The 16608-nt window shown below is 30.1% G+C and carries 17 protein-coding genes; all 17 read left to right on the plus strand.

Features of this window, described 5'->3' with window-relative positions:
* Positions 1–7 precede the first annotated feature (7 nt).
* The 17 genes from L3B98_RS02765 to L3B98_RS02845 all read left to right on the plus strand — a co-directional run bounded on the left by L3B98_RS02765 (position 8) and on the right by L3B98_RS02845 (position 16539).
* Positions 8–1033 carry a M50 family metallopeptidase gene (locus L3B98_RS02765; protein WP_238915513.1) on the plus strand — a complete coding sequence of 342 codons (1026 nt, stop codon included), beginning with the start codon at positions 8–10 and terminating at the stop codon, positions 1031–1033.
* Between the two features lie 149 nt (positions 1034–1182).
* Entirely contained in the window at positions 1183–2232 is a 1050-nt protein-coding gene (gene ispG / locus L3B98_RS02770; RefSeq protein WP_238915514.1) for a flavodoxin-dependent (E)-4-hydroxy-3-methylbut-2-enyl-diphosphate synthase, read from the plus strand.
* Positions 2233–2560: 328 nt separating this feature from the next.
* Entirely contained in the window at positions 2561–3022 is a 462-nt protein-coding gene (gene rimP, locus L3B98_RS02775; protein ID WP_238915642.1) for a ribosome maturation factor RimP, read from the plus strand.
* Between the two features lie 16 nt (positions 3023–3038).
* Complete coding sequence (gene nusA / locus L3B98_RS02780; protein ID WP_238915515.1) at positions 3039–4205, plus strand: transcription termination factor NusA; 1167 nt, start codon at positions 3039–3041, stop codon at positions 4203–4205.
* A gap of 14 nt (positions 4206–4219) precedes the next feature.
* Positions 4220–4486: a YlxR family protein gene (locus L3B98_RS02785; RefSeq protein ID WP_238915516.1), complete on the plus strand. Its 267-nt coding sequence runs from the start codon at positions 4220–4222 to the stop codon at positions 4484–4486.
* On the plus strand, positions 4479–4793 hold the full coding sequence (locus tag L3B98_RS02790; protein WP_015391434.1) for a 50S ribosomal protein L7ae-like protein: 315 nt from the start codon (positions 4479–4481) through the stop codon (positions 4791–4793). Before L3B98_RS02785 ends, L3B98_RS02790 begins: the two co-directional genes overlap by 8 nt.
* A gap of 22 nt (positions 4794–4815) precedes the next feature.
* Positions 4816–6894 (plus strand): translation initiation factor IF-2, encoded by a 2079-nt coding sequence (infB, locus tag L3B98_RS02795; RefSeq protein ID WP_238915517.1) that lies wholly within the window; start codon positions 4816–4818, stop codon positions 6892–6894.
* A gap of 17 nt (positions 6895–6911) precedes the next feature.
* The gene (gene rbfA, locus L3B98_RS02800) at positions 6912–7262 is read left to right on the plus strand and encodes a 30S ribosome-binding factor RbfA (protein ID WP_015391436.1); all 351 of its coding nucleotides are present in this window, start codon (positions 6912–6914) and stop codon (positions 7260–7262) included.
* Positions 7262–8248 carry a bifunctional oligoribonuclease/PAP phosphatase NrnA gene (locus L3B98_RS02805; protein ID WP_238915643.1) on the plus strand — a complete coding sequence of 329 codons (987 nt, stop codon included), beginning with the start codon at positions 7262–7264 and terminating at the stop codon, positions 8246–8248. Before rbfA ends, L3B98_RS02805 begins: the two co-directional genes overlap by 1 nt.
* 21 nt (positions 8249–8269) lie before the next feature.
* Positions 8270–9145 carry a tRNA pseudouridine(55) synthase TruB gene (gene truB, locus L3B98_RS02810; protein WP_238915518.1) on the plus strand — a complete coding sequence of 292 codons (876 nt, stop codon included), beginning with the start codon at positions 8270–8272 and terminating at the stop codon, positions 9143–9145.
* A 147-nt stretch (positions 9146–9292) separates the two neighbouring features.
* On the plus strand, positions 9293–10219 hold the full coding sequence (locus L3B98_RS02815) for a bifunctional riboflavin kinase/FAD synthetase (protein ID WP_238915519.1): 927 nt from the start codon (positions 9293–9295) through the stop codon (positions 10217–10219).
* 129 nt (positions 10220–10348) lie between these two features.
* Positions 10349–10612, plus strand: coding sequence for a 30S ribosomal protein S15 (rpsO, locus tag L3B98_RS02820; protein ID WP_015391440.1), 264 nt, complete (start codon positions 10349–10351; stop codon positions 10610–10612).
* Positions 10613–10717: 105 nt separating this feature from the next.
* Positions 10718–12823, plus strand: coding sequence for a polyribonucleotide nucleotidyltransferase (locus L3B98_RS02825; protein WP_238915520.1), 2106 nt, complete (start codon positions 10718–10720; stop codon positions 12821–12823).
* Between the two features lie 49 nt (positions 12824–12872).
* Positions 12873–14180: a pitrilysin family protein gene (locus L3B98_RS02830; RefSeq protein WP_238915521.1), complete on the plus strand. Its 1308-nt coding sequence runs from the start codon at positions 12873–12875 to the stop codon at positions 14178–14180.
* Between the two features lie 67 nt (positions 14181–14247).
* Positions 14248–14529, plus strand: a complete 282-nt coding sequence (locus tag L3B98_RS02835) for a YlmC/YmxH family sporulation protein (protein WP_015391443.1) — start codon at positions 14248–14250, stop codon at positions 14527–14529.
* A 15-nt stretch (positions 14530–14544) separates the two neighbouring features.
* Positions 14545–15741, plus strand: a complete 1197-nt coding sequence (gene dapG, locus L3B98_RS02840; RefSeq protein ID WP_238915522.1) for an aspartate kinase — start codon at positions 14545–14547, stop codon at positions 15739–15741.
* A gap of 90 nt (positions 15742–15831) precedes the next feature.
* Positions 15832–16539: an ATP-dependent Clp protease proteolytic subunit gene (locus tag L3B98_RS02845; protein ID WP_015391445.1), complete on the plus strand. Its 708-nt coding sequence runs from the start codon at positions 15832–15834 to the stop codon at positions 16537–16539.
* Positions 16540–16608: the final 69 nt, after the last annotated feature.

Below are 16608 nucleotides of genomic sequence, written 5' to 3' on the forward strand. Positions count from 1 at the left end.
TTTAGAAATGTATGTAATTTATTTAATTATGGCCATTTTAGCTTTTGGAGTTTTAATAATTGTTCATGAGCTAGGTCATTTTACTTTAGCAAAATTAAATGGTGTAAGAGTTGAGGAATTTTCTATTGGAATGGGACCGAGAATACTATCTAAACAAGGAAAAGAAACAAGATATTCTTTGAGTCTTTTCCCAATAGGTGGATATGTAAAGATGATGGGAGAAGAAGAGGCTGTAGAGGATGAAAGAAGTTTTTCGGCTAAATCTCCTTTAAGAAGAATAAGCATAATAATTGCGGGTGTATTTATGAATTATGTGTTGGCTATAGTTATATTTACAAGTGTAACATATAATTTCGGATATATAAGTACAACAATTAAAGAAGTTCAAAATGCATCTCCAGCATATGAAGCTGGTTTGCAAGAAGGTGATAGAATTATAAGAACAGGTAATTCAAAAGTTTTTGCTAATGATGATATTGTATTAGATGTATATTTATCGAAGGGTGAACCTGTGAATTTTTTGGTTGACAGAAATGGAGAAGAAAAAGAAATTTCAGTTAAGCCACAAATTAATGCAGAAAATCAATATAAAATTGGTGTTGTTTTTGGTGGGGTAGAAAATCCAACATTTGGAGATAGCCTTAAACAAGGTTTTAATAAAACAGCATCCTATGTTTCTCAGACATTTAAATCGTTGGAAATGCTTGTTGAAAGAAAACTTGATTTAAAAAATGATGTTGGAGGACCAGTTACAATTATTAAAATGTCTAGTAAAGCAGCAGAAGCAGGTATATGGACTTTGATAAATTTCGTGGGTATTTTGAGCGTTAATCTTGCAGTGTTCAATTTATTGCCATTCCCAGCATTAGATGGTGGATGGTGCGTAATATTATTAATTGAATTAATAACAAGAAGAAAGGTTCCAGATAAGATTGTTGGAGTGTTAAATTATGTTGGATTTTCAGCACTTATAGGATTAATGATACTGGTAACTATAAAAGATTTTGTGTTTCCGATAAATTTAGGAAAATAGTAAGGACACTTACTTGCATAAAATTATTTGTGTGAGTAAGTTGTTTGCATAAATAAATATGATTTGATTTTCGATGGTTAAATTTAATTAGATGATCAATGATAATTGATTAATTTGTGAATCGAGAAAAAAGTTGGGAGAGAATAAATATGCAAAGAAGAAACTCAAGGAAAGTAAAAGTTGGAAATATATATGTAGGAGGAGATGCTCCAATTACAGTACAATCAATGACTAATACCCCAACAAAAGATGTTGAAGCAACTTTAAAACAAATACAGCAATTATTCGATGCAGGATGTGATATTGTTAGGTGTGCAGTGTTAGATATGGAGGATGCAGAGAAGCTTGGAGAAATAACAAAAAAATCACCTATTCCAGTAGTTGCTGATATACATTTTGATTATAAATTAGCTTTAAAAGCTATAGAAAATGGTGTTTCAGCGTTAAGAATAAATCCTGGGAATATTGGAAGCGTTGATAGGATTAAAATTCTCAAAGAAGCTTGTGTGGAAAAACAGATACCTATAAGAATAGGTGTGAATTCTGGTTCGTTAGAAAAAGATATTTTAGAAAAGTATGGTATGCCAACTGCAGAGGGATTAGTTGAAAGTGCGTTAAGGCATGTTAAAATTTTAGAAGATTTAGATTTTTATGATATTGTAATATCTATAAAATCATCAAATGTACAAATGATGATAGATTGCTATAGAATGATTGCAGAAAAATGTGATTATCCACTTCATTTAGGAGTTACGGAAGCTGGAACAATTCAAAGAGGAACTATTAAATCAAGTATAGGAATAGGAACACTTTTAGCAGAAGGAATAGGTGATACTATAAGGGTATCATTAACTACTGATCCGGTTCATGAGATAAAAGTTGGGACTGAGATTTTGAGGACTTTAGGGTTAAAGAAAAAAGGTGTTGAATTTGTATCCTGCCCTACTTGTGGAAGGACTCAAATAAACTTAATAAAAATAGCAGAAGAAGTTGAAAAAAGATTAGAAAACCATAAAAAAGATATTAAAGTAGCAGTTATGGGCTGTGTTGTTAATGGTCCTGGAGAAGCTAGAGAAGCTGACATTGGAATTGCTGGAGGTATAGGTGAAGGCATTATTTTTAAAAAAGGTCAAATAATAAAAAAGGTTAAAGAAGAAGAGCTAGTTGATGCTTTAATGAAAGAAATAGAGAATTTATAGCAATTGTAATTTTTATATAAGGATATGGTGTCTAATTAGCATTGTATTCAATTCAAGAATTTCAGAAATAAGTTCATTACTAATTGGTAATTGAACGTATAGATATCTAAATTTTAATTTAGATTATCCCTTGTATTGTGAGAAAAATTGTGATATTCTATAAATAGAATTATTTCTAATAGCTAGAAAAGGAGTGGGAAGTTACCCGCTCTTTCTGTTTGTAACGCAACTAACTTAAGATAGTTGCGTTTTTGATTACAAATTTTAAAAATGCATAAAATACCTATGAAATATGTTTTTTTAAAATATGAAAGTGAGGGTTAGAATGATGAAAAAAGATGCTTTAATTGAAAAAATTGAGGAATTAATAAGACCTATTGTTTTAGAATTATCATGTGAATTGTATTATGTTGAATATGTAAAAGAAAGTGGAGATTTTTACTTAAGAATATATATAGACAAAGAAAATGATAGAATATCTTTAAATGATTGCGAAGCTGTTTCAAGAAGAGTTAGTGGTTTGTTAGATGCTGAAGATCCAATTAAAGAAGCATATTATCTAGAGGTTTCTTCACCAGGTCTTAATAGGAGATTATATAGTGAAGAACATTTTAAGAAGTTCATTGGAAATGAAGTTTTGATTAAGCTTGCAGGTTCAATTGAAGGTGTAAAGAGTGTAAAAGGAATTTTGAAAGAGGTTTCTGAAGAATTTATAATGGTTGAAGCAGAAAAAGAGTTTGAAATCCCAAAAGATAAAATAAAATCAGCCAATTTAGAAGGGGAAATATAACGAGGAGGGTATAAAAATGAATCAAGAGTTTGTAGGCGCTCTTAAAGAATTAGTTAAAGAAAAGGGGATTTGTGAAGATTTACTTTTTACAACTATTCAAGATGCAATGGTTGCAGCATATAAGAAAAATTATGCTAATGCTAATACAAATGCGCAAAATGTAAAGGTGAATATAGATAGAGAAACAGGTGAAATACATGTATATGCTCAAAAAACTGTTGTAGACGAAGTGTATGATGATGTCACAGAAATTTCATTAGAGGAAGCTAAGGAAATAAATCCAAATAGTGAAGTGGATGATATTATTAATTTAGAAGTAACTCCTAAAAATTTTGGAAGAGTTGCGGCACAGCTTGCAAAACAAGTAGTTACACAAAGGATTAAAGAAGCTGAAAGAAGTATTATATATGATGAATATAAAGAAAAGGAATTTGATATAATTACAGGAACTATTTTGAGAAAAGATAAAGGGATGGTTTTTGTTAATTTAGGAAAATTAGAAGGTGTTATAGGACCTAACGAGCAAATTCCAAATGAGGAATATAAATTTAATGAAAAGTTAAAACTATATATAGTAGAAGTAAAAAATGGAAGTAAAGGGCCACAAATACATGTTTCCAGAACACATCCAGGATTGGTAAAAAGATTATTTGAGCTTGAAGTTCCAGAAATATTCGAAGGTGTAGTTGAAATTAAAAGCATTTCGAGAGAAGCAGGCTCAAGAAGTAAAATAGCTGTATATTCTAATGATGAAGAAGTAGATCCAATGGGAGCTTGTGTAGGACCTAAAGGAGTAAGAGTACAAAGTATAGTTAATGAACTTAAAAATGAAAAAATTGATATAATAAAATGGAATAAAGATCCAGTAGAGTTTATAGCTAATTCTTTAAGTCCAGCAAAGGTTTTAAGCGTAGTAGTTAATGAAGAAAGTAAATCTGCAAAAGTTGTTGTTGATGACAATCAACTTTCACTTGCAATTGGTAAGGAAGGTCAAAATGTAAGACTTGCGGCTAAACTTACAAATTGGAAAATAGATATTAAGAGTAAATCTCAAAAAGAAGCTCAAGATGAAGAGGATGAAAGAATTTTAAATACTGAAGTAGAAATAGAAAATGAACAAACTACTGATTTAGAAGAAGTCGAAGTTGATGTAAAAGCTTCGATAGAAGAAATAGAAGAATAAGCGAGGTGCTTTTCATGAAGGCTAAGAAAATTCCTTTAAGAATGTGTACTGGATGCATGGAAATGAAACCAAAAAAAGAATTGGTAAGAGTTGTGAAATCACCTGAAGGTGATGTCAGTGTTGATTTAACAGGTAAAAAATCAGGTAGAGGTGCATATATCTGCAAAAGCATTGAATGTTTTGAAAAAGCTTTCAAGACAAAAAGGCTTAGTAGAAACCTTGAAACAAACATTAGTGAAGAAATTTATGAAAAATTAAAGGATGAAGCTAGTAATGAGTAAGTTTTTTAATTTCTTAGGCATTGCAAAGAAATCTGGAGCTTTGCTTGAAGGATATAGCAAATGTGATGATTTAAGAAATAAAACTAAAATTTATTTGTTTATAATATCTAATGATTTATCAAATGCTTCAAAAAAGAAATTTATAAAGCATTGTTTAGAAAAAAAAATACCATATATTGAAGAGTTCTCAAAAGAGCAATTAGGAAGTCCTATAGGACGTGATGAAATTATGATTTTAGGGATTTTGGATAAGAATATAGCAGAAAAATTATTAAAGCTATATGAGGAGGAAAAAATATATGAGTAGATAATAATACGGGGGTGACTGCATGTCAAAAATAAGAGTACATGAATTAGCAAAGGAACTTAATATAGGTTCAAAGGAATTAATAACTATATTAATGGAAGAATTTAATATAGAAGTAAAAAATCATATGAGCACAATTGAAGATGAAGATGCTGAGTTAATAAAAGAATTATTAGCAGGTAGATCAGCAGAAATTACTGAAGCAGCTACAGGATCAAAGAGCATAGTTGACGTATATGAAGATGAATTAGCAGAAGAACTTAACAAAGGTGCAAAGAAAAAGAAAAAAACTAGAAGAGAAGAACAAGAAGAAGCACAAAGAGCAGCAGAAGCAGAAAATGCTGAAGGTCAAATAATTGAAATTGGTGAAAGTATAACAGTTAAAGAGTTAGCTGAAAAATTAAAAAAACCTTCAAATGATGTTATAAGAACATTGATTTTTGCAGGTGTTATGGCTGCTATTAATGCAGAAATAGACTTTGAAACAGCAGAAAAAGTTTGTGCTGAATATGGAGTTATTCTTGAAAGAAAAGAAGAAATCCAAGAATTAGAAGTGTTAGAAATAGAAGAAGATGAAGAAGAAAATCTTCAAAAGAGACCTCCAATCGTAACTGTTATGGGTCATGTTGACCACGGTAAAACATCTTTACTTGACTGTATAAGAAAAGCAAAGGTTACTGATACAGAAGCAGGTGGTATAACTCAACATATAGGTGCGTATACCATTAAATTGAATGGAGAAGAAATAACATTCTTAGATACTCCAGGACATGAAGCATTTACTGCAATGAGAGCTAGAGGAGCACAAATTACTGATGTTGTTATATTAGTTGTTGCTGCTGATGATGGAATTATGCCTCAAACAAAAGAAGCTATAAATCACTGTAAAGCTGCTGGAGTACCAATTGTTGTTGCAATAAACAAAATTGATAAGCCAGGTGCTAATATAGATAGAGTTAAACAAGAATTAGCTGAACATGGTCTACTTACAGAAGATTGGGGTGGAGATACTATATCTGTAGAAGTATCTGCAAAACAAAATTTAAATATTGATAAATTACTTGAAATGGTTCTTCTTTCAGCAGAAATGCTTGAACTTAAAGCTAATAAAAATAGAAGAGCTGTTGGTACAGTTATTGAAGCTAAACTTGATAAAGGTAGAGGGTCAGTTGCAAGTTTATTAGTTCAAAATGGAACATTAAGAGTTGGAGATTCTATTTTAGTAGGTTCTACATATGGTAGAATTAGAGCTATGTTTGATGATACTGGTAAGAAGATAAAATCTGCGGGACCATCAATTCCGGTAGAGGTTTTAGGACTTTCAGAAGTTCCAGAAGCAGGAGATAGATTCAATCAAGTAAAAGATGAAAAGACAGCTAGAAATATGGCTGAAACTAGAAAAGATAAATTAAAAGCAGAAACTTTACTTGCTAATCATAGAGTTTCTCTAGAAGATTTATATAATCAAATTAAAGAAGGTAAAGTAAAAGAACTTGCTATTATAGTTAAAGCGGATGTTCAAGGGTCTGTTGAAGCTATAAAGCAATCATTAGAAAAACTTTCTACTGATGATGTAAAGGTAAGAGTAATTCATAGTGGTGCTGGTGCTATAACAGAAACTGACATAACACTTGCAACCGCATCTAATGCAATAGTTATAGGTTTTAATGTAAGACCTGATAATAATGCAGCTGCTCAAGCTGATAGAGATGGAGTAGATATTAAAACTTATAGAATTATCTATGATGCAATTGAAGATGTTAAATCAGCAATGATAGGAATGCTTGAACCAGACTATAAAGAAGTTATACTTGGAACAGCAGAAGTAAGAGAAACTTATAAAATTTCAAACATTGGAACAATTGCTGGATGCTATGTTTTAAAGGGTAAACTTCAAAGAAATGCAGAAACAAGAGTAATAAGAGAAGGAATAGTAATTTTTGAATCTTCATTATCATCATTAAAGAGATTTAAAGATGATGCAAAGGAAGTTAATGCCGGATATGAATGTGGTTTAACTGTTGAAAAGTTTAATGATATTAAAGAAGGCGACATTATTGAATGCTTCATGATGGAGGCAGTCAAGAGAAAAGAACTTTAAAGAGGTGAGTAACATACATGGCAAATTATAGAGGTGGAAGAATTAACGAAGAATTTAAAAGAGAAATTAGTAATTTAATTCAAAATGAAGTTAAAGATCCAAGACTTACAGCTATGATTTCAGTAACAGATGTTAAAGTAACTAAGGACTTAAGATATGCTAAAGTCTATGTAAGTATATTTTCTAAAGATGATGAAGAAAAGAAGAGCAATCTCGAAGCGTTAAAAAAAGCAAGTGGATTTATAAGAAAAACGGTAGGTCAAAAAATAAATTTAAGACATACTCCTGAAATAATTATTGAATTGGATGACTCTATTAATTATGGTATGCATATGGATGAGTTAATTCAAAAAATAAGTAAACAATGATGTGTAATATTAAGGATATAAAAGAGGAAATTTTATTATCAAAAAGAATTGGATTGTCATTTCATACTTCTCCGGATGGAGATGCTATAGGTAGTGCTCTAGGATTGCTTAATGCATTGAGATACTTAGGAAAGGATTCTTATATTATATCAAGAGATGTTATTCCAGATAACCTCTCTTACCTTTCCTTAGCTAATGATATTGATGGAAGCACAGTGGAACCTAAAGCTAATACTGATTTAGTAATTATATTAGATTGCGGTAATGTAGAAAGAATATCTGCAGATTTAACAAACTATAATGGAAAAGTAATTAATATTGATCATCATATTTCAAATGATAAATATGGATCTATTAATTACATAGATGTAACTGCAGCTGCTACTTGTGAAATAATTTATTTACTAGTAAAGGAATTAGGATTTTATTTGAAAAATGAAATTGATAATCAAAAAAGTCATGTAGAGATAGGAAGCGCTATTTATACTGGAATTGTAACAGATACAGGTTCATTCAGACATTCAAATGTTACAAAGAGGACTCACAATATAGTGGCAGAACTTGTAGAATTTGGAGTTAATAGCAGTAAAATTCACAGTAATCTTTTTGATAATAAACCTTTTGAAAAAGTAAAATTAATGGGGCGTGTCTTATCTGATATAAAACTTGTATTAAATAATAAAGTAGCTGTTCTTGAAATAGAAAAGAAAACATTAGAGGAATTTAACTTACTAAATACTGATACTTCAGATGTGCTTTCGGTCGGGCTTGGAATAAAAGGTGTTGAAGTTTGTTTGCTTTTAAAAGAAGTAGATGACGGAGTAAAAGCAAGCTTAAGATCTAAAAATGATATAGATGTGAGAAAAGTTGCAGAGGTTTATGGTGGTGGTGGCCACATAAAGGCTGCAGGAGTTAAACAAAAAAATGTAAGTGTTTCAGAAGCAAGAGAAAACTTATTAAAAATACTTGCACAAGAAATTGACTAATAAAAGGATACGGAACATTATATGAATGGTGTATTAAACATATTTAAAAATAAAGGAATGACATCGTTTGATGTAGTTAGGAAAATAAAAAGTTTAGCTAATGAAAAGAAAGTTGGTCACACTGGTACACTTGATCCTGAAGCAACAGGAGTGTTACCAGTATGTCTAGGAAGAGCCACTAAAACTATTGATTATATAATGAATAGTAATAAAGTATATGAAGTTAAATTTTTGCTTGGAATTAAAACAACTACATATGATTTAGAGGGTGAAGTAATAGACAAAAATGATACCAAACATCTTAATGAGGATGAGGTTTCAAAGGTAATTATGTCTTTTGTTGGAGAATATGATCAAGTACCGCCAATGTATTCTGCACTTAAGAAAGATGGAGTAAGGCTTTATGAATTAGCAAGACAAGGAATTGAAATTGAAAGAGAAGCAAGAAAGATTAATATTTTTAATATATCTGACTTGAATTTTGAACTCCCTTATGTTTCCATGAGAGTTGAATGTTCAAAGGGAACGTATATTAGAAGTTTGTGTTATGATATTGGAGAAAAATTAAAAGTTGGAGCTGCAATGACAGAATTAAATAGAGCTGCGACTTCTGTTTTTAAGCAAGAGAACAGTATAAATATAGATGATTTAACTAAAGAAAATATAGAAGATTATATTATTACAATTGAAGAAGCTCTTGCATTTTATCCGAAATTAATAGTTAAAAGTACATTTACTAAATTGCTTGTAAATGGTGTTAAAGTATTTGATAAGCGATTAACAAATGAAAAAAGAGAAAAAAATGTTTTGTATAGAGTATATGATACTGAAGCTACTTTTATTGGTATCGGAAAGCAAGACGAAGATGGATTTAAAATTGAAAAATTATTGCTTTAGGCATTTTGAACAGTTCTGTATGAATTAAATATCTGTTTATTTCACAGCATATTTTTAATATATTCATTTAGAATTTAGGACAAAATATATAATTTAGAGCATAGGTTTACTAATTTCTTTCATATGCCTAATTAGGGAGTAAGGATAATGATTGTTATAAATAGAGATTTACAGTATATTAAGGATTTTAATAATTATACAGCACTTGGTAGTTTTGATGGACTGCATTTAGGTCATCTTTCATTAATATATAAGGTAGTAGAAATTGCTAAAAAAAATCATGGTAGAAGTATGGTTTTTACATTTAAAAATCATCCTAGAACTCTTATAAATAAGGAAAATGGTCTAAAACTTTTAATGGATAATGAAAGAAAAACTGAGATTTTAGAAAAGCATGGTATTGATATAGTTTGTTTCCAAGAGTTTGATTCTGAATTCATGAAAATGACACCAAGAGAATTTATAAAATTTTTAATATTTGAATATAATATTAAAGGAATTGTTGTAGGATTTAATTATAAATTTGGATATAAAAATTTAGGAAATGTAGAGCTTTTAAGAGAACTGCAAGATGAATATGGTTATGAATTGCATGTGATGGAGCCATATATATATAATGGTGAAGTAATAAGTAGTACCAGAATAAGAAAATCATTAGAAAATGGCGATGTACTAGAAGCAAGTAAGATGTTGGAAACACCATACTCCTTAAGAGGTGAGGTGGTTCATGGAAAGAAAATTGGACGAACAATAGGTTTCCCTACAGCTAACCTGAAATTCAATAAAAATTTTGTTTTACCTAAGTGTGGTGTATATTATACTAATGTTAAGGTAAATAATAATATATATAAGAGCATTACATCTATTGGAAATAATCCTACAGTAAATGGTGACAAAATAACAGTAGAAACATACATATTAGATTTTGATAGAGATATATATGGAATACAGATTGATGTTAGATTTATGAAAAGAATTAGAGATAACGAAAAATTTAATAACCTAGAAGAATTAAGAAATAAACTTGAACAAGACAAAGCATTTGCAAAAAATGAAAACTATGTGTCGAGTTAAATAATATAGTTTACAATAATAGTTACTTTTGATATAATAACTCATGGAACCTAATTCTAAGTTTAAAGGTGCCATCTTTTTACTTGGTACTAGGGGATAATTAATATAATACACGGAGGTGCACTTATAATGGATAAGGCAAGAAAATTAGAAATAATTAAGAAATTTGGAAGAAGTGAAGGGGATACTGGTTCACCAGAAGTTCAAATCGCATTACTTTCTGAAAGAATCAAGTATTTAACTGAACATTTAAAAGTTCACAAAAAAGATCACCACTCAAGAAGAGGATTATTAATGATGGTTGGTCAAAGAAGAGGTCTTTTAAACTATTTAAGTGATCAAGATATCGAAAGATACAGAACTATTGTCAAAGAATTAGGTTTAAGAAGATAATTTTTAGAGCGGATTGTTCCGCTCTATTATTTTAAAATATACAAAAACTACCAAAATAACAAAAAAACAACAATAGTTGATGAACCTAAAGGGAGGTCAAGAATTATGAATAATGTTCTAACGACTGAAATCGCTGGAAGAGAATTAAAAGTTGAGTTCGGAAAAGTGGGTATGTTATCAAATGCCGCAACATTTACTAGTTATGGAGATACAGTGATTTTAACTAATGTTAATGCATCGCCAGAACCAAGAACAGGTATAGACTTTTTTCCGTTAAGTGTTGAATATGAAGAAAGACTATATGCAGTAGGAAAAATTCCGGGTGGATTTATTAAAAGAGAAGGAAGACCATCGGAAAAAGCAATATTAAATGGTAGAGCTGTTGATAGAACAATAAGACCTCTATTTCCTAAAGGATACAGAAATGATGTTCAAGTAGTTACTACAGTTGTATCAGTAGAAAAGGATAATTTACCAGAAATTTTAGCAATTAATGCAGCATCACTAGCATTATGTCTTTCAAGCATTCCTTATACAATCCCAACAGCAGCAGTACAAGTAGGAATTATAGATGGAAAATTTATTACAAACCCGGATACAGAAGGACGTGAAAAAAGCACCCTTCATTTAACAGTATGTGCTACTAAAGAAAGAGTAATGATGATTGAAGCTGGTGGTCAAGAAATACCAGAAGATAAAATGATAGATGCTATTAAATATGGCTTCGATGAATGCCAAAAGATTATAGCATTCCAAGAAGAAGCTATGGCTAAATTCGGCAAGAAGAAGGATGAACCAGTATTATATGCTGTAGATGCAGGAATAGAAAAAGAAGTTAAAGAATTTGCACAAGATATGGTTAAAGATGCAATGTATATAATGGATAAAGATGAAAGAAATGCAGCTATAGATCTTGTGTATGAAAAAGTTACTGAAGAGTTTGCTGAAAAATATCCTGATAATATGGGTGATATTAAAGAAATTCTATATACTATGCAGAAAAAAGTTGTAAGACATATGCTTTTAAAAGAAAAGAGAAGACCAGATGGAAGAGCTTTTGATCAAGTAAGACCTCTAGGTTGTGAAGTTGGTATTTTACCAAGAACACATGGAACAGGATTGTTTACAAGAGGATTAACTCAAGTAATGACTGTAGCAACACTAGGATCAATAAGTGAAATTCAAATATTAGATGGAATAGATGAAGCACAATCAAAGAGATATATGCATCACTATAACTTCCCAGGATATAGTGTTGGTGAAGTAAAACCTTTAAGAGGACCTGGAAGAAGAGAAATTGGTCATGGAGCTTTAGCAGAAAGAGCACTTGAACCATTAATTCCTTCAGAAGAAGAGTTCCCTTATACAATTAGATTAGTATCTGAAGTTTTAAGTTCTAATGGATCAACTTCACAAGCATCAGTTTGTGGTTCAACACTAGCATTATTAGATGCAGGTGTGCCAATTAAGAGACCAGCTGCAGGTATTGCAATGGGACTTATCACATCAGAAGATTTATCTGAAGAAGCAGTATTAACAGATATTCAAGGAATAGAAGATTTCTTTGGAGACATGGATTTTAAAGTAGCTGGAACAACAGAAGGTATAACTTCTATTCAAGTTGATACAAAACTTCAAGGGTTTAGTTTTAACGTAGTTGAAAATGCAATTAGAGATGCAAGAAAAGCAAGACTTACTATAATAGATAAAATTAATGAATGTATGTCTGCTCCAAGAGAAGATGTTTCATTATATGCGCCAAAGACACAAATAATGAACATAAATCCTGACAAAATAAGAGATGTTATTGGAGCTGGAGGAAAAGTAATTAATAAAATAATTCAAGATACAGGAGTTAAGATTGACATAAAAGAAGATGGAACTGTATTTGTAAGCTCAACTGACCATGAAGGTGTTAAAGAAGCTCTTAAGATAATAGATGGCTTAACAAAAGAAGTAAAAGCTGGTGAAGTTTATTTAGGTAAGGTTACTAAAATAACTACATTTGGAGCTTTTGTTGAAATCTTACCTAGCAAGGAAGGATTAGTTCATATTTCTAAGTTAGCAAATGAAAGAGTAAATAAAGTAGAAGATGTAGTTTCTATTGGAGACGAAATTCTTGTAAAGGTAACAGAAATTGATAATCAAGGAAGAATTAATCTTTCAAGAAAAGATGCTTTATTAGATAATGAAAATAAAGATGAAAAGTAAAAGGCATTAAATTGCCTTTTTTTTAACTAAAAAGGAGGGCAAGTACAAAATGTATAATACATATACCCTTAAAAACGGATTACGAGTCGTAACTGAAAAAATTGAATATCTTAATTCTGTAAGTGTTGGAGTTATGGTTCAAAATGGGTCTAGAAATGAAAGCAAAGAAGTTAATGGAATATCTCATTTTATTGAACATATGTTTTTTAAAGGAACTGATAAAAGAACCTCAAAAGGAATAATGGAAGAAATAGAAAATGTAGGAGGGCAAATTAATGCTTTCACAAGTAAGGAAGCTACATGCTATTATGTTAAAGCATTAAATACTCACTTGGATTTATCTTTAGACATTCTTTCAGATATAATGTTAAATGCTAAATTCGATCCGGATGAAATAGAAAAAGAAAAGGGAGTAGTAGTTGAAGAAATTAATATGAGTGAAGATTCCCCTGAAGACGTATTAGATGATGCACATTCTAAGGTGTGTTTTAATGAAGATGAATTGGGATATCCTATTTTAGGAACTATACCTTTAGTAAAATCCTTCACAAGAGAAAAAATATTAAAATTCATTGATGAAAAATATACTCCATTTAATTCTGTAATATCAATTTGTGGAAAATTTGATGATAAAGAACTAGAGGATTTACTTAATAAATACTTTGGCGAGTGGAAAAATGATAACAAATATAAACCTGAATATTCAAAAACAGAGATTCAAGTTGGTTCTGCTTATGTTAAAAAAGAAATTGAACAACTTCATATTTCTTTGGGGTCACAAGGGTTACCTTATGGAGATGAAAATAATTATGCGTTAGTTCTTCTTAACAATATATTTGGTAATGGAGCTTCATCTATCCTCTTTCAAAAGGTAAGAGAAGAATTAGGATTGTGTTATTCTATAGCATCTTATTTACAGCCATTTCAAGAAGTCGGTACATTAAATATATATGCTGGCTTAAATAGAAACTATGGAGAAAAGGCATTAGAAGTTATAGATAAAGAAATAAAGTTATTTAGTAAAAATGGAATAACTAATGAGCAGTTTCAGATAAATAAAGAGAAAATTAAAGCAAATTATATTTTAGGTTTGGAAAGTACTAGTTCTAGAATGTTCTCAAATGCAAAAACTTTTCTTTTTAGAAATATGATAAAAACACAAGAAGAAGTTATTAAGAAAATAGATAATATAAGTAAAGATGATATTCAATATGTATTAGAAAAGTGTTTTAATAATGGAATTTTAAATGCAGCTTATGTTGGCCAGGATGTAGAATATACTAAATTGGACTCTATAATTCTTAAAAATGTTAAGGCTTATGATAATTCTGATATTAGTGGTAAACAGAAGTTATAAAAAATTATGTAATAATTAACCTCTTTTTCTCATATTATTTTATGAGTATTATAAAGGAGGTTTTTTTATGGGTGAAGAAAATAAGATAAAATATTTAAGTGACATAGAAAGATATGAACTGATTAATGTTAATGATGGGGAAAAATATGATTATTTACTTAATAATGATTTGATAATAGATGATGATGGAAACTTTAAATATTTAATAGTTAATTTAAATGGTGGGAAATTTAATATCTTTAGCAGTAAGGATTTTTTAGAAATTCCATGGAGTTGTGTAAAAAAAATTGGTGCTAAAACAATTATTCTAGATGCAGAAGAGGATGTAATAAAGAAGGTTAAGCTGTAATTGGGAGGAAATTCAATGAAAATAGTCGTACAAAAATTTGGAGGAACTTCAGTCTCTACTGAAGATAACAGAAAAAAAGTTGTTGAAAAGGTAGAAGGTGCAATTAAAAAGGGGTATAGTCCTGTTGTTGTTGTATCAGCAATGGGAAGAAAGGGTGAACCTTATGCTACAGATACATTATTATCCTTAATTGATGATAAATTTAAAAATACAAATAAATTAGCGCAAGATTTACTTATGTGCTGTGGAGAAATAATTAGCTCTGTGGTTATGAGCAAAGAATTGTTTAATTCTGGAATTGATGCTATACCACTTACTGGAGGGCAAGCAGGTATATTTACTGATAGCAATTTTACTGATGCTGATTGCATTGAAACTACACCTAAGAAAATTTTAGATTTAGTATCACAAGGAAGGGTTCCTGTGATTACTGGATTTCAGGGAATTACTGAAAATGGATATTTTACTACCCTCGGAAGAGGTGGAAGTGATACTACAGCATCAATTTTAGGGGTAGCATTAAAAGCAGCAGCTATTGAAATATATACTGATGTTGATGGTATTATGACAGCTGATCCTAGAGTTGTTAAAAATGCAAATTTAATTGATGTTATAAGTTATAATGAGGTATTTCAATTAGCTGATAAGGGAGCAACTGTAATACACCCTAAGGCAGTGGAAATTGCGATGGAAGGAAATATACCTATTTTTATTAAGAATACAATGAATAGTTGCAAAGGAACACTTATAAATAATTTTGGAGATAAGGCTACTGATAGATTGATGACAGGAATAACGAGCCAAAAGAACAGAATCCAAGTTTCGATTAGAGCAACAGATAATGAAGGTAATTCTAAATATAAAAATGTTTTAGATTTAGTGGCAGCTAATAATATAAGTTTAGATTTAATAAATATTTTCCCTAAAGAGCAAATTTTCACTATAACTCAAAATGATAAAAATATTTTAGAAGATGTTTTAGAAGCTGCTAATTTAGAATATACCTTGATTGAAAATTGTAGCAAAGTAGCAGTTATTGGTTCAAGAATGAAAGGAATACCAGGGGTAATGGCAAAGATTATAAAAGCTTTAAGCGAAAATAATATTGAAGTATTGCAAACAGCAGATTCACATATGACAATTTGGTGTCTGGTGCATTCTGAAAATGAAAAGGAAGCTATAAATGTCTTACATAAAACTTTTAAGTTGTAGAAGATAAATTAATTAGTTATTATTTATTACAATAATGAATAAAATACCTCCTAGTGTAAAGAATAAAAAAAGTATAGGAGGTATTTATTTATGAAGGAATATAATTTAAATAACAATAATATAGAAAAAGAAGATGAAAATAAAACAAAGGTACAGGATAAAATTGAAGATGTAAAGGAACTTGGTAATATGGCTTTGGCAAATCCTAATAAGAGAATTCAAGTTTTATCAATAATAGGGCAGATAGAAGGACATTCAGTTCTTCCACCTCAAACAAAAGCTACAAAATACGAGCATATAATTCCACAGTTAATTGATATTGAGCAAAATGAAGAAGTTAAGGGATTATTAATAGTATTAAATACTGTAGGAGGAGATGTGGAAGCAGGGCTTGCTATTTCTGAAATGATCCGCAGCATGTCAAAACCAACGGTATCAATAGTAATTGGTGGAGGGCATTCCATAGGGGTACCACTTGCAACATCGGCTGATTTTTCATTTATTACTCCATCAGCAACAATGATTGTACATCCGGTAAGGATGAATGGATTTGTAATTGGGGTATCACAAACTTTTGAATATTTTAAAAAAATGCAGGAAAGAATAAATGATTTTATTGTGAGAACATCAAAAATCAAATTAGAAACATTGCAAGAATTTATGCTCAAAACTAATGATTTACTTAATGATGTGGGTACAATGTTAGTTGGAAAGCAAGCTGTTGATTGTGGATTGATTGATGAAGTTGGAGGAGTACATGAAGCATTAGATAAATTAAATGAACTTATAGAAAAATAGGAGTATTTTAAAGGTTATAGAAAAAATCTATAGCCGATTTTTGTTTTTAGTGTTATCTTATTAAAGGAG

This window comes from Clostridium sp. YIM B02555 (assembly GCF_022320955.1).
Classification (GTDB): domain Bacteria; phylum Bacillota; class Clostridia; order Clostridiales; family Clostridiaceae; genus Clostridium; species Clostridium saccharoperbutylacetonicum.

Coding starts and splice junctions, on each gene's coding strand:
- L3B98_RS02765 (WP_238915513.1), top strand. CDS start 8: ATGTATGTAATTTATTTAATTATGGCCATTTTAGCTTTTGGAGTTTTA.
- ispG (WP_238915514.1), top strand. CDS start 1,183: ATGCAAAGAAGAAACTCAAGGAAAGTAAAAGTTGGAAATATATATGTA.
- rimP (WP_238915642.1), top strand. CDS start 2,561: ATGAAAAAAGATGCTTTAATTGAAAAAATTGAGGAATTAATAAGACCT.
- nusA (WP_238915515.1), top strand. CDS start 3,039: ATGAATCAAGAGTTTGTAGGCGCTCTTAAAGAATTAGTTAAAGAAAAG.
- L3B98_RS02785 (WP_238915516.1), top strand. CDS start 4,220: ATGAAGGCTAAGAAAATTCCTTTAAGAATGTGTACTGGATGCATGGAA.
- L3B98_RS02790 (WP_015391434.1), top strand. CDS start 4,479: ATGAGTAAGTTTTTTAATTTCTTAGGCATTGCAAAGAAATCTGGAGCT.
- infB (WP_238915517.1), top strand. CDS start 4,816: ATGTCAAAAATAAGAGTACATGAATTAGCAAAGGAACTTAATATAGGT.
- rbfA (WP_015391436.1), top strand. CDS start 6,912: ATGGCAAATTATAGAGGTGGAAGAATTAACGAAGAATTTAAAAGAGAA.
- L3B98_RS02805 (WP_238915643.1), top strand. CDS start 7,262: ATGTGTAATATTAAGGATATAAAAGAGGAAATTTTATTATCAAAAAGA.
- truB (WP_238915518.1), top strand. CDS start 8,270: ATGAATGGTGTATTAAACATATTTAAAAATAAAGGAATGACATCGTTT.
- L3B98_RS02815 (WP_238915519.1), top strand. CDS start 9,293: ATGATTGTTATAAATAGAGATTTACAGTATATTAAGGATTTTAATAAT.
- rpsO (WP_015391440.1), top strand. CDS start 10,349: ATGGATAAGGCAAGAAAATTAGAAATAATTAAGAAATTTGGAAGAAGT.
- L3B98_RS02825 (WP_238915520.1), top strand. CDS start 10,718: ATGAATAATGTTCTAACGACTGAAATCGCTGGAAGAGAATTAAAAGTT.
- L3B98_RS02830 (WP_238915521.1), top strand. CDS start 12,873: ATGTATAATACATATACCCTTAAAAACGGATTACGAGTCGTAACTGAA.
- L3B98_RS02835 (WP_015391443.1), top strand. CDS start 14,248: ATGGGTGAAGAAAATAAGATAAAATATTTAAGTGACATAGAAAGATAT.
- dapG (WP_238915522.1), top strand. CDS start 14,545: ATGAAAATAGTCGTACAAAAATTTGGAGGAACTTCAGTCTCTACTGAA.
- L3B98_RS02845 (WP_015391445.1), top strand. CDS start 15,832: ATGAAGGAATATAATTTAAATAACAATAATATAGAAAAAGAAGATGAA.